At 41.2% G+C, this 13,494-nt stretch carries 12 protein-coding genes; 8 read left to right on the top strand and 4 right to left on the bottom strand.

Going from position 1 to position 13,494, the window contains the following annotated elements; genetic code table 11:
* Positions 1-4 precede the first annotated feature (4 nt).
* Both C825_RS22915 and C825_RS22910 read right to left on the bottom strand, forming a co-directional pair.
* Positions 5-3,355, bottom strand: a complete 3,351-nt coding sequence (locus C825_RS22915) for a SusC/RagA family TonB-linked outer membrane protein (protein ID WP_010800333.1) — start codon at positions 3,353-3,355, stop codon at positions 5-7.
* A gap of 174 nt (positions 3,356-3,529) precedes the next feature.
* Positions 3,530-4,420 carry a FecR family protein gene (locus C825_RS22910; protein WP_010800332.1) on the bottom strand — a complete coding sequence of 297 codons (891 nt, stop codon included), beginning with the start codon at positions 4,418-4,420 and terminating at the stop codon, positions 3,530-3,532.
* Positions 4,421-4,717: 297 nt separating this feature from the next.
* On the opposite strand from C825_RS22910, the gene C825_RS22905 reads away from it, so the two are divergent.
* From C825_RS22905 to C825_RS22895, 3 genes are all read left to right on the top strand, one after another.
* Positions 4,718-5,671, top strand: a complete 954-nt coding sequence (locus C825_RS22905; RefSeq protein ID WP_010800331.1) for an IS110 family RNA-guided transposase — start codon at positions 4,718-4,720, stop codon at positions 5,669-5,671.
* Positions 5,668-5,976, top strand: coding sequence for a hypothetical protein (locus C825_RS22900; RefSeq protein WP_007657317.1), 309 nt, complete (start codon positions 5,668-5,670; stop codon positions 5,974-5,976). The genes C825_RS22905 and C825_RS22900 overlap by 4 nt, the downstream gene beginning before the upstream one ends.
* Before the next feature lie 380 nt (positions 5,977-6,356).
* Complete coding sequence (locus C825_RS22895; protein WP_010800330.1) at positions 6,357-6,938, top strand: RNA polymerase sigma-70 factor; 582 nt, start codon at positions 6,357-6,359, stop codon at positions 6,936-6,938.
* Positions 6,939-6,987: 49 nt separating this feature from the next.
* Here C825_RS22895 and C825_RS22890 read toward each other — a convergent pair whose 3' ends face one another.
* Both C825_RS22890 and C825_RS22885 read right to left on the bottom strand, forming a co-directional pair.
* A complete protein-coding gene (locus tag C825_RS22890; protein ID WP_007653739.1) occupies positions 6,988-8,562 on the bottom strand; it encodes an Rne/Rng family ribonuclease in 1,575 nt (524 codons plus the stop codon).
* Positions 8,563-8,786: 224 nt separating this feature from the next.
* Positions 8,787-9,059: an HU family DNA-binding protein gene (locus C825_RS22885; protein ID WP_005636204.1), complete on the bottom strand. Its 273-nt coding sequence runs from the start codon at positions 9,057-9,059 to the stop codon at positions 8,787-8,789.
* Positions 9,060-9,193: 134 nt separating this feature from the next.
* Here C825_RS22885 and mutY point away from each other — a divergent pair, with 134 nt between their 5' ends.
* The 5 genes from mutY to C825_RS22860 are packed head-to-tail and all read left to right on the top strand — an operon-like array spanning position 9,194 to position 13,441.
* Positions 9,194-10,333 carry an A/G-specific adenine glycosylase gene (gene mutY / locus C825_RS22880; protein ID WP_010800329.1) on the top strand — a complete coding sequence of 380 codons (1,140 nt, stop codon included), beginning with the start codon at positions 9,194-9,196 and terminating at the stop codon, positions 10,331-10,333.
* A gap of 43 nt (positions 10,334-10,376) precedes the next feature.
* Entirely contained in the window at positions 10,377-10,862 is a 486-nt protein-coding gene (locus C825_RS22875; protein WP_010800328.1) for a single-stranded DNA-binding protein, read from the top strand.
* Between the two features lie 25 nt (positions 10,863-10,887).
* Positions 10,888-12,225: a gliding motility-associated protein GldE gene (gldE, locus tag C825_RS22870; protein ID WP_010800327.1), complete on the top strand. Its 1,338-nt coding sequence runs from the start codon at positions 10,888-10,890 to the stop codon at positions 12,223-12,225.
* On the top strand, positions 12,225-12,803 hold the full coding sequence (gldD, locus tag C825_RS22865; protein WP_010800326.1) for a gliding motility lipoprotein GldD: 579 nt from the start codon (positions 12,225-12,227) through the stop codon (positions 12,801-12,803). The genes gldE and gldD overlap by 1 nt, the downstream gene beginning before the upstream one ends.
* Complete coding sequence (locus tag C825_RS22860; RefSeq protein ID WP_010800325.1) at positions 12,803-13,441, top strand: 4'-phosphopantetheinyl transferase family protein; 639 nt, start codon at positions 12,803-12,805, stop codon at positions 13,439-13,441. The genes gldD and C825_RS22860 overlap by 1 nt, the downstream gene beginning before the upstream one ends.
* Positions 13,442-13,494 lie beyond the last annotated feature (53 nt).

Genomic DNA, 13,494 nt, shown 5'->3' with positions numbered 1-13,494 from the left:
TGTTTTAAAAGTTCAACTTTAGATTCACCCCGACATAACGTACAGACGGCGAGTTTATATTTTCTGTATCGACATCCGGATCCGAAAATTTAAAACCTTTCGCCCATATTAATAGATTTTGTCCTACCAAGGCCGCTTCCGCCCCTTTCACTATATGTGTACAATATTTTTTCGGTAACCGATAGCCGATTGATAATTCCCTTAATTTGAAAAAGGTTTTACTCTTCTTAAAGTTCGATTTAGAAGAACTGCCATTATAAGAACGCATATAAGTTTCATAAGAAACGGCTACATCATTCGGAGCAAAAACACGAGTGTCTTCAAGTATATTTCCGTCAGAATCATACTTGACATCTCCGGAAATAACTTTTACTCCTTCAGCGATATACCCTTCATGGTTTCCGTTTACCACTTCATCATACCGATATTCGTTATCAGAATCGATATGCCGCCCGGAATGCCATAAACGAGAACTCATGTAGTCAAACATATGACCACCGACGCGACCGTCAAACGAGAAGCTCAACGTAAAATCTTTATAATTGAATGTATTTGTCCAGCCCCAGATCCATTTGGGGTTATAACTGCCTGCATAACTGGGGTAAATGCTTTCCTTTGGCATTCCGTTGTAGAGGATCAACTGTCCTTCGGGGGTTCTTTCCCAATCATACATTTCCAGCCAGTTCCAATCTTTTCCGGCTGCCACCCAAGGTTTTTGGGTCGAATATTTTTCGTCTACTTTTGCATAGTAGTACCGATCGGCGGCCCAATTGAATGAAGAATTCCATGAAAAATCTTTTTCTTTGATAATGTCGCCGCTGATTGTAAATTCAACTCCCTGGCTTAGTTGTTCTTCCCCGTAATTTATCAATGTATTTGAGAAACCGCTGGCATAGCTCATGTCGACGTATCGTTGTAAATCATAAAGAAGTTTATGGTAATAAGCCAAGTCGAATTTTAATCGGTTATTGAAGAAATATAAATCCGTACCTATTTCATAAGATCGGGAAGAACGGGGACGTAATGAGACGTCACGAATTGTAGAAGGATAAAAAGCGGCAGTCGTATTACCCCAGTAATTACGTGAAACGCTATACGTCGAATTTATATCATATACTCCGGTCGGATATTTGGTTTGTGCCCATGAACCTCTTATCTTCCAGAAATTGAAAATCTCGGGCAGCGGGGCAAGTTCAGATATAACAAGGCTTCCGGAAATGGAAGGATAGAAATAAGACCGTTCTGATTTTGCCAAAGTAGAAGCCCAGTCATTACGTCCGGTAACTTCTATAAAAACAGCGCTTTTCCAGGAAAATCCGATTTTTCCATATAGACTGTTTATTTGTTCCTTAGTCACGGAAGAAGATGTAGTTGCCGGATCTACGGATGCATTCAATGAAAAAAAGCCGGGCATATTCAAGCCGTTGCTGGTAGCAGATTTTTGTTCATTATTTTCTCTGAAATATAAAGATCCTCCCAGAAAACCATCTAATGTAAAATCTCCCAGTTTTTTATTTGCCAATAACATCACATCATCGGTTGTACTGTATCCTGAATAGTTTGACAAGCTATATCCTCCTTTGCGGTTGCTTCGTGTGCTGATAGGTTCTTTAAACACGTATTTATTTCTGAACGCATCACCTCCTACACGCATAACCAATTTCAACCAATCGGTCAGTTCCAGGCTCATATTCAAACTTCCATTTGTTAGATCTTGATGGCGTTGATTGGTACGTTCATAGGCCAGAAAGTAAGGATTGTCATACCACCAATCATCCATCCAGTTTTGTTCTTCCTGCACTTTTCCTTCTCTCCAGTAATTACGATAATCTCGGATATCATATTCCGCCCCTGTCCAAATAAGCAGATTATACATATAACTCCCCATTCCATAACCGGCTCCATTATTATTTGAGAATATATTTTTATTGTAAGCGATCTCTGCATCTAAATGAAATTTTTTGTAATCCATGACACCGCCCACAGAAAAAGTCAGTTTCTGTTGTTTGGAATTCGGATATTGTCCTTTATTATACACATGGTTCAAAGATGCACGTACACTACCGAACTCTCCTTTTTGCGAAACGCTGATATTGTTGTTGGTGACTAATGCCTGTTCAAGGAAATTTTTGAAATTATCTTTTCCTTTAGAGGTTAAAGGTTGGTCTTCCCATTCATAGGTGGATGGATTATATAGACTGACTACCCGGCCTATATCCAACTTATCTCCCCATACATAATCTCCAGGGGCGTATTTCCCACTTCCTCCCGAACTATATGAGTTTTGCACTTTTGGTAATTTTAAAAAACCAGCATGAAACATTGTATTAGAGTTCACGGAAATATCCAGTCCTTCTTTTTGTGCTTTTTTGGTTGTCACCATAATAGCGCCGTCTCCACCTCTCGAGCCATAAAGTGCCGAGGCTGTAGAACCTTTCAAGACACTGATGGATTCAATATCATCTGCCGGTATATCAGACATGGAGACATTATAATGAGGGATTCCGTCTACTACCAGTAAAGGCGTGCTTCCACGTAAAGTCAAAGTTGGGGCTGCAGCAAATTCCGTACTGTTCTTAATATTCAAGCCTGCAATTTTTCCTGTCAGGGAAGTTGCAACGTTTGCTCCTTTGGCAACAGTCAATTGATCGCTTTTCACTTCCTGAACTGCGTATCCCAGTGCCTTTTGTTCTCGTTTGATGCCTAAAGCAGTAACGACAACTTCGTCTAACAATTCCGTGTCATCTACTAAGGTAATGGAGAGATCCTGTTTTTTATTAATAGTGATTTCCTGTGTGTTGTAACCGATATAGGATATTAGTAAGACGTCACCTTCGGCAACTTCCAGCTGGAATTTACCATTGATGTCGGTGATGGTTCCGTTTATAGTGCCTTTGACTAGAATGTTAGCTCCTACAATCTGTTGGCCTTGAGTATCAAGAACTATCCCGGAAATAGTTTTGATCTGTGCTTTGAATAGAGCAATGTGTTTATTGGATATGCGAAAAGAAATATTTCTTTTGCTGCGGAGTAGACTCCGCAGTATTTCTGTTAAATCAAGATTGGTTTCTTGGATGGAAATCCTTTCATTTTTATCAATGTCGGAAGTATTATAAACGAATTTATATCCGGTCTTTTCTTCTATCTCATTGAATATCTCTTCAAATGTTGCATTTTGCTTATTCAGGGAGAGTTTTACTGTCTGTGCATGTATAAATGAAATATTGATAAACAGAAATAGTAAAAGAAGTCCGGTAACACTGATTTTGTGTTTAAAAGTCTGTTTTGATGAGGTATAATGCCCCTTACAGGTAAAATCCTTCTGATTTTGCCTGATAAATGAAATTTTATCCATAATTTTGTATGTATTAATTTAAAAATTAGCAGGTATATATCTGCTGATTAACAATGTAGAATTCGGGAATGGTCTCAACATTCCCAATTCTTTTGTATCTGTTTCTTTGAATTAAGTAGTGTTTTTCATGTGCTATCCATAATTGTTTGTTTTTTGTGGTTTAACATTCTGTGTTTATTTGAGGAAAATTTCTCCTTTCCTTTTTTCTATTTTATATCGGGCGGAGATCTGTAAAACAGATAATATTTCTTCCAGTGTTTCTTTTTCCGTAAAGTTCGCATTGAAAGTCTGTCTTTTCAGATTTTCGTTTTCGATATGTATTTTCACATGGAAAGCTCGTTGCAGCTCTTGCATGATATCTTCTAATGAATTGTCTTTGAATTCAAATACTCCTGTAACCCACGATATTGTATTTTCCGGACGTATAGTCAAAATCTTTAGGTCATTATCCGATTTAAAATATACCGCTTGTTCACCTGGCTGTAGTATCTGGTCTGCTGTTTGATTTTGATTTGTACTTTTGTATAGTCCGATTTTTCCAGTAAGAAGGGTAATCAATGTTTTGTCTGATTCTGTATCAACATTAAATGTTGTGCCTAATACTTTGATTCCAACTCCATCGGTCTGAACGATAAAAGGCCTTTTTTCATCTTTCCGGACTTCGAAGAATGCTTCTCCTTTTATTATTTCAACTTGACGGATTTGCTGACTGAATTCTCTCGGATAACGTAGACAGGCATTTGCATTTAACCATACGACGCTACTATCCGGTAATGTTATTTTTGTTTTAGCATCAGGAACCGCTGTTGTTTCATAATAAACAAGTGCTCGTTCTGGTTCTTTATCTATTAGGAAGATACTGGTAACCACTAATAGGGCAATGGATGCAGCTATAGATAAATATTTCCAGGCGGAATTTCCTCTATCAGCATAGGATATGACAACAGGTCGTTTGACTCTATCTACTAAACGATCGAACATATGTTTTTCATCAAATGGCAAAGACTTAAAATGTATACGCTTTGTCAGTGATTCGAGTTCTTTGTTATTTTGTTCATTTTTCATCTTATTCCGATACCTTTGTAAATAGAGATAACAGGTAAAGTAAAAAACTCCTACTCAAGATATGAAAAAAATATACTTTTTTAGGATGCATTCAAAATTCATCGATAAATAGTCATTTACATGCTCATTTTTTTCTTAACTCTAACATCTATGGTTGTTGTGTATTTTTGTATTATATATCATATGTGGCATATAAAATGCTTTCATGAAACATCCATGAAATAAATTTCGTCCAAGAGAATGTAAATAGGGGGGTATTGTTTACTTTAGTGTCATTCACTCGAAAAAACGAATGCAATGAAAACAGTACCTTTTGAACAAGTCATCCTCCGGGGTTGTGGAATAGATGTCCACAAGGACATGGTAGTTGCTACGATAAGTGGCGAAGGTCTCAAAACTGAAACCCGCAGTTACAAGACCTTCAGTAGTTCTTTGACAGAATTAAAAGAATGGTTATTATCCAGTGGCATTACGCATGTAGCCATGGAAAGTACCGGTGTTTACTGGAAGCCGGTTTATAAGATTCTTGAATGTCCAGATATGAAAGTCTGGATCGTGAACGCACGGCACATCAAGTATGTTCCCGGGCACAAAACGGATAAAAAGGATAGTGCCTGGATTTGCAAACTGCTTTTAGCAGGTTTGTTGAAACCGAGTTATATCCCGGAGCGTGAACAACGTGAGCTTCGTGATTTAACCCGTTACCGTAACAAGTTGATCCAGCATGTATCTTCTGAGAAAAACCGTATTGTTCGTATCCTGGAAGATTGTAACATCAAACTTTCCAGCGTGGTGTGCAGCCTGGACGGAGTCGTGGCGAACAAGCTGATAGATATGTTGATCGATAAGGGTCATGTAACAATGGATGAGATAACTTGCATCTATCATAAAAAACTTGAAGCCAGTCCGGAACTTCTTTATCAGGCTTGTGAAGGCTTTATAGAACCGCATCACATCTATATGTTGCAGACCATCCGTAAAGATATGGAACAGACGAAAGCCATCATAGCTGACCTTACCTGCCGTATAAAAGAGGTTTTATCTCCTTATGAGAATGTGATGGAACTCTTGCAGAAGATCCCCGGACTTAGCCGGAAAACGGTTGAAGACCTGATAGCAGAGATAGGTGTGGATATGGAAGCCTTTCCAACCGAAAAGCACCTGGCTTCGTGGGCCGGTGTCTGTCCAGGCAATAACGAGAGCGCAGGTAAAAAAAAAGTGGTAGAACCACCCATGGCAACAAACAGTTGAAAGCCGTAATCACGGAGGCTGCGTGGGCAGCCACCCGTACCAAGAACACCTTTTACAGTGCACGTTATCACCGTTTAGCCGCCCGTCGAGGGAAAAAGAGGGCTTTAGTAGCAGTAGGACACTCGATCCTGAAATCGGTATGGCATGTACTGAAAGAGGCTTGTGAGTATAAGGAACTCGGTGCGGAATATCTCAACCAAAGGATGGAGCAGAAACGGAAAAATTACTTGAAGAAAGAGCTGGAAGCACTTGGCTATAAAGTTAAAATCAGCCGTGATGATGGTCCAATCCCAGAAGTAGGTTAAAAACATAGAGAAGGTCGATTTTTACTGGCTTGTTGTCGTAAGAAACAGCAAGAGGTCGCTCATGAAACTGATCTCAACTGCTAAGCGGTCAAGACTGCGAGTCCTTTAACGCGTGTATGAAATTTTTTTTCTTAGCTGTTGTAAAATTATAAAATGCCCAAAGATAATAGCCAACCGCATTTGTATCTATACAAGTGCTCTCTTTTGTTTTGTCTGAACTCTAAAAAAATCAATTTATTAATGGTTTAAACGGCTCTCTTGAGATAGGGAGCGCAATTTATTTACATATGAAAAGATACATTTTTTATGTTTAGGTAGTATCTTGAAGAATTTTTAATTACATTTACTGACTAATATATTGTAAAAAGACTGTATTCGAGATGGAGAAGGAGAGTGGCATGTCTCTTTTTAAAAGTGTAGTGAGAGGGGATGAAACAGCGTTCCGGTTATTATTTGAAACTTATTCCCGGCGTCTGTTCCATGTCGCTTATTATTATCTGAATTCTCGTGAACTGGCGGAGGAAGCTGTTCTGGATGTCTTTACTGTTATTTGGCAAAAGCGGGAAACGTTGTCCCATGTGAAAGAACCGGAACGTTATTTGTATATATCAGTAAAAAATCAGGCTTTACATTATGTAAGAAGAGGGTATGTGCAGGAAAAAGATTCTTTTTCTTTGTATGAAATGGAACTGATCCCGGATTCGGATACACCAGAAAAAAGTTTGATAGATGAGGAATATCAAGTGTTAGTCCAACAGGCTATTGATTCTTTGCCCCCCAAATGTAGAGAAGTTTTTCGTCTTGTGCTCTCTGATAAATTAAAGAATCGGGAAATTGCCGATGTATTAGGAATTAGTGAGAAAACTGTGAATATACATATTGCTAAAGCTTATGAACGTATTGCAGAATATGTAAACCGGCAATATAAACAGATGAAGTTTTTTTTGTTTCTTTTCTTTTAATCCGGAAGATCATAAAAATCCCCGAAGCCTGTATCGCTCCGGGGATTTTTTATTTTTTCATTTCCTTTTCTTCCATCATGTCGAGTTCGTTCTTGTCGGAATCAATAAATTTGTATTCCAGAAAACCCAGACTTTGGTTAGGAATGACTTTCATACCCATTGAGTATTTTAGTTTCCATTTCATACTGAGGGGATAAAGCCCCTTGTTTACGAATGCTGCCACGTAGGGATGTACGTGCAGGGCAAATTTCTTTACATTATGCTTATTCACTAAACAATCGATCTTACCTTCCAGATTGTCGGTAAATAGGATCGAAGGTTTGATTGTCCCTGTGCCGAAACAGGTAGGACACGATTCTGTTGTATCCACATCCATTGCCGGGCGTACCCTCTGGCGGGTAATCTGCATCAGACCAAACTTACTTAAAGGCAGGATGTTGTGTTTGGCCCGGTCGCTTGCCATCGCTTTAGTCATGTGTTCAAACAACTTCTGTCGATTGGCGGCTTCCGCCATGTCGATGAAGTCGACCACGATAATACCGCCCATATCACGGAGACGAAGCTGGCGTGCAATTTCGTCGGCGGCGGCTGTGTTTACGTCGATAGCTGTTTTCTCCTGGGCGTCGCTCCCTTTGGAACGGTTGCCGCTGTTCACATCTATCACGTGCATGGCCTCGGTATGCTCGATAATCAGGTAAGCTCCACTTTTATACGTAACCGTACGTCCGAACAGCGATTTAACTTGTTTCGTGATACCGAAATTGTCGAAGATAGGTAATTCGCCGGTATATCGCTGTACGATCTCTTCCCTTCCGGGAGCGATCAGGCTGACATAATCGCGTATGTTATGATAAACATCCGCATCGTTTACGTAAATGTTCTGGAAAGACGGGTTGAAGATGTCGCGGAGCAAAGCTACCGTACGTGCCGTTTCTTCATATACAATCGACGGCACTTTCAGTTTGGGAACTTTGACGATGTTATCTTCCCATCGTTTCACTAATGTCTTTAATTCATGGTCGAGTTCAGCAACACGTTTTCCTTCGGAAGAAGTACGTACGATCACGCTGAAATTTTTCGGCTTGATGCTCTGAATCAACTGCCGCAAACGGGCACGTTCTTCGCTCGACTTGATTTTTGTGGAGACAGAGACCTTATCGGCAAATGGTATCAATACGATGTATCTTCCGGCAAATGACAGCTCGGAAGTCAGTCGCGGACCCTTTGTTGAGATCGGCTCTTTGGCAATCTGTACCAACACCTCTTGTCCTACTTTAAGCACGTTACTGATGCTTCCGTCCTTTTCAATCTCCGGAAGTATCTGCACTTTTGAAATGGCGGGCATCTTTTTAGGATCGCCAAGTGCTTGTTTGAGGAACTTTTGTTGGGTGTTGAAGTTAGGACCTAAGTCCAGATAATGAAGAAATGCGTCCTTTTTGTACCCTACGTCGATAAAAGCAGCGTTCAAACCCGGCATCAGTTTTTTTACTTTGCCAAGATAAATATCGCCTACGGCAAACGAGACATTGCGGGCCTCCTTCTGGAGTTCCACAAGGTTTTTGTCTTCCAATACGGCAATAGATACCTCTTTGGGTTGTACATCAACTACTAATTCACTTATCACTTAATAAGAGGGTTTTTTAATTCAGACCTTTCTAAATACGCAAAGAACAAACTTAAAAGGTCACTTATTAAGTTTGTTCTTTAGAGTTTCTCAATAGACTTATTTCTTTTTATGTCTATTCTTTTTCAGTCTCTTTTTGCGCTTGTGCGTAGACATTTTATGTCTTTTTCTTTTCTTTCCGCTAGGCATTGTTTCTAAATTTTAAATTAAACTATAATTACTAATTACTTAACTTCGTTCAGGAAAGTTTTAGCCGGCTTGAATGAAGGGATGTTATGCTCCGGAATGATGATCGTAGTATTTTTTGAAATATTACGAGCAGTTTTCTGGGCTCTCTTCTTAATAACGAAACTTCCGAATCCTCTCAGATAAACGTTTTCACCCTGAGATAACGAACTTTTCACGATGTCCATGAAAGATTCTACGCTATTCAATACCGTCTGCTTATCGATACCGGTACTTTTTGAAATCTCGCTAACAATATCTGCTTTAGTCATGTCTATAAATTAATTAATGATTTGGACCTATTAATTTTTTGGAATGCAAATATATAGCTTTTTATTTAAGTGGGAAAAGAATTGCCCGCCATTTTTTAATAAAAAAGATTCCTTACAATTCATTATATCTGTGTATGTTTGCATTAATCAACGAGTTGAGAGTTTCAAAACTACAAAAACAGGACATTTTAACGCAAATGGAAAACGAATTGGAAGTCAGCCATATTTTGCTGGCCTGGTATAAAACGAATAAGAGGATGCTACCCTGGCGGGAATCGTCCGACCCGTATATAATTTGGATATCGGAAATTATCCTTCAACAAACCCGTGTCGCTCAGGGGATGGACTATTTTTACAGGTTCACCGAACGCTTCCCGGATGTCGCTTCCCTGGCAGCGGCGGAAGAGGACGAGGTGCTGAAATATTGGCAGGGGTTGGGTTATTATAGCCGTGCCCGTAACCTGCATGCTGCCGCAAAGAGTATCATGGAACAGTTTGGCGGCGTTTTCCCTCGGGAATATAAAGAGATATTGTCTTTGAAAGGTATCGGTGAATATACGGCTGCTGCCATTGTGTCTTTCGTATGGAATAAGCCTTATCCGGTTGTCGACGGGAATGTGTACCGTGTCTTATCCCGGCTGTATGCGGTCGACACGCCAATTGATAGCACACTGGGAAAGAAACAGTTTGCGGAATTGGCCGCTCTTGTGATGAATCCCAAATATGCGGGGACGTATAACCAGGCGGTTATGGAGTTCGGGGCCTTGCAATGTGTTCCTCAGAATCCGGATTGTGAAGTTTGCCCGTTGAAGGAACGTTGTATGGCCTATGCTTCGGGTAATGTGCAAGCGTTTCCGGTCAAGCAGAACAAGGCGAAAACACGGCCCCGTTATTTTCATTATCTATACATTATATATAAGGGGCAAACCTGGCTTTCGCGCCGGGGCAAAAAAGATATCTGGGAAGGGCTTTATGAATTCCCATTGATCGAGACGGCGGAACCGATGGATTTTGCCGGATTGCAGCAAACGGAAGCGTACCGGAAACTGTTTGACGGTGCCGGTCGGATGAATGTTTCCGTCGATATGTCCGAGGTGAAGCATGTCCTTTCCCATCAGATTCTTTATACGACATTTTACCGGGTCGAGATCGAAAAAGTGACGGACGCATTGAATTCGTATTTGGCTGTTCCGTATGAAGATATCGAACGTTATGCCGTTCCCCGCCTGGTACATATTTATTTGGAGAAATTAAACGGAAATTTGTCTGAATGATCGAATTTATGTTTCTTTGTAAGATATTAAAAGAATTACAACTATGTCATTGAATAAAGTCATATTGATTGGTAACGTGGGCAAAGATCCCGACGTTCGTTATTTCGACAGCGGTACGGCCGTTGCAAACTTCCCTTTGGCAACTTCCGAAAGAGGTTACACACTGGCAAACGGTACGGTTGTGCCGGAGAGAACAGAATGGCACAATATCGTGGTTCGCCGCGACCAGGTTGCTTTTGTTGAGAAATGGGTGAAGAAAGGTTCGGGTGTTTATGTAGAAGGAAAGATTCGTACCCGCAGTTATGACGACCAGAGCGGTGTGAAACGTTATGTGACTGAAATTCATGCAGACCGTATTGAATTTTATAATACGGGTACACGTCCGGCCGACGGTACGACTACAAATACCGGAAATGGTTTCCAGCAAGGTGGACAGCCACAGGCAACACAGCAGGCAACGTCTTACCAGCAACCGGCGCAACCGGATATGTCATCAGATTCAAACAGTGCGGATGATCTTCCGTTCTGATATTGTTTAACTAATACGGTTCCCCTTGGACTCAGACTATTATTTATCGGGCTTATTCGATCAGGTTACTATACAGGCGCTTACAGCAGGCCCTGTTATAGCGTTAAGCCTTGCTTGTTTACTGCTGTTGGTGTCCGGCTTCGTGTCGGCATCGGAAGTGGCATTCTTTTCTCTTTCCCCGGGTGATATAAACGACATCCGGGAGGAGAATTCGCCTTCGGACCCGTTGATCCGGAAATTACTGGACCGCTCCGAATATTTACTTGCGGCTATTTTGATTGCCAATAACTTTGTGAATGTGGCCGTGGTTATGCTTTGTACCTACGGTATCAATTCTTTGATCAATTTCTCGGCTGTCCCTGTCTTGGGTTTCATTCTTGAGACAATCGTACTGACCTTTTTGCTTTTACTTTTCGGCGAGATCATGCCTAAGATTTACGCACAGAAAAATTCGCTCCGTTTCGTTCGCCGTTCCGCTTCGGTGTTGAATATGGTGGAACGCCTCTGCCGTCCGCTTTCGGTGGTATTGGTTAATTCTACTTCTATTATCAACAAGGCGCTGGTGAAGAAAAAATATGACTTGTCGGTCGATGAGTTATCCAAGGCTTTGGAGTTGACCTCTAAAGAGATTCCGGAAGAGAAAGAGATGCTGGCTGAGATCATCAAGTTCTATAATAAGACGGCCGATGAGATTATGACGCCCCGTTTGGATATGGAGGACATCGAGATAAAGACCAGTTTTCGTAATGTGATCGTTTTCATTATCAAATCCGGTTATTCGCGAATCCCTATATATGCCGAATCGGAAGATAATATTAAAGGTATCCTTTATATAAAGGATTTGCTTCCTTATATAGAAAAGCCGGATACATTCCGCTGGCAGAGCTTGATTCGTCCGGCTTACTTTGTTCCCGAAACAAAGAAGATCGACGACCTGCTGGAAGAATTCCGTACCAATAAGATTCACATGGCGATTGTGGTGGATGAGTTTGGCGGTACATCCGGTATCGTGACGATGGAAGACATCCTGGAGGAAATTGTCGGCGAGATTTCGGACGAATATGATGAAGATGAAAAGCAGTTTGTCCGTCTGGCAGACGGTAGCCTGATCTTTGAAGCCAAGATTTTATTGACAGACTTCTTCCGTGTTATCAATACAGACCCGTCTGAGTTCGGCAAACTGACGGAAGATGTAGAAACGCTTGCTGGGCTTTTGCTGGAAATAAAAGGTGACTTCCCGCGCCGCAGGGAGATCATTGATTATGGTAAATATCGTTTCCAGATTCTGGAAATGGATAACCGGAGAATCCTGAAAGTGAAATTCAACTGCATTTCAGAAATAGAGAAAGAAGGAGAGGAGTGATGAAGCAGATTCTGTCCGGCATGGTTTTCTTTTATATCCTGTTGTGCTGTGTGTCTTGTACGGAATATACACCGAAACCGCGTGGTTATTTCCGTATCGAGCCGCCTCAGGCACGTTATCAGGTGTTGCCTCTGGACAGTTTGCCCTACTCATTCAATGTTTCTCAGTTGGCTATTGTCGAGCTGCCGGAGATTGGAAGTCCTGAAGGATGGATCAATTTGTCTTATCCTTCATTGGGTGTAAAGATTTATTGCAGTTACTTACCCGTCACCCGTTCTACTTTGCAAATAGCAGAGAATGAGTCGCGTTCCCTGGTTTCCCGCCAGGCGAAGCAGGCGAAAGCGGTAAAGGAACAAGCCTATAGCAACCCGGATGAACGGGTGTATGGCTCTCTTTTCCTGTTGGATGGGGAGTCTGCTTCTCCTGTACAGTTTATGCTGACCGACAGTGCCTCGAACTTCTTTCGGGGTGCTTTATATTATGATTGTGTACCGAATGCCGATTCGTTGGCACCGGTTACAGATTATCTGAGAAAAGATATTATCGAGTTGATACAATCCTTTAGCTGGAAAAAGTAATGCCTGTCCTGTTTAAATACACAGAGCCGTTGTTGGGTGTCTGGAAGATTGAAGAAAGTTCGGAAGAATTGCTGTCGATGCTGGAACAGTCATCCGAATATCTCCCTTTCCTGCAACAGATAAAAACAGAAAAACGTCGTCAGGAATGGCTGGCGTCTCGTGTTCTCCTGAAAGAGTTGGCGGGAGAGGAGTTGCTGATCGCTTATCATGACGATGGCGCTCCTTACTTACCTGATTCATCCTTATCACTGAGCATTTCCCATACGAATGGCTATGCGGCAGTGTTGTTGCAGGAGCAGGGAGCGGTTGGTATAGATATAGAATACCGTTCCGACCGGGTATTAAAGATACGTAGCCGTTTTATGTCTCCGGAAGAGAATGCGTCGGTTGGTCCGGATTATGAAACAGAACATCTGCTTGTCCACTGGTGTGCCAAGGAGGCTTTATTCAAGATGATCCGGCAACAGGATGTTGACTTTATAGAACATCTGCATGTGGAGCCGTTTGTGTATGCAGACTCCGGACAAATTAAAGCCGTTGAAACCCGAACGGAGGATGCTTTGTCTTATACTTTGCGATATGAAGTACGACCAGATTTTATCCTTGTTTATAGTGTACCCTCCGGTATTTTGAAATAATACGGCTCTTATATCATTCTTCTTTTCTTATTTTGTTGTCTTTTTGTAAATAC

This window comes from Parabacteroides sp. ASF519 (assembly GCF_000364265.2).
GTDB classification, from domain to species: Bacteria; Bacteroidota; Bacteroidia; order Bacteroidales; family Tannerellaceae; genus Parabacteroides; species Parabacteroides goldsteinii.
Note: the sequence above shows the minus strand (reverse complement) of the source record. Positions and strands in the feature narration are given on the sequence as shown.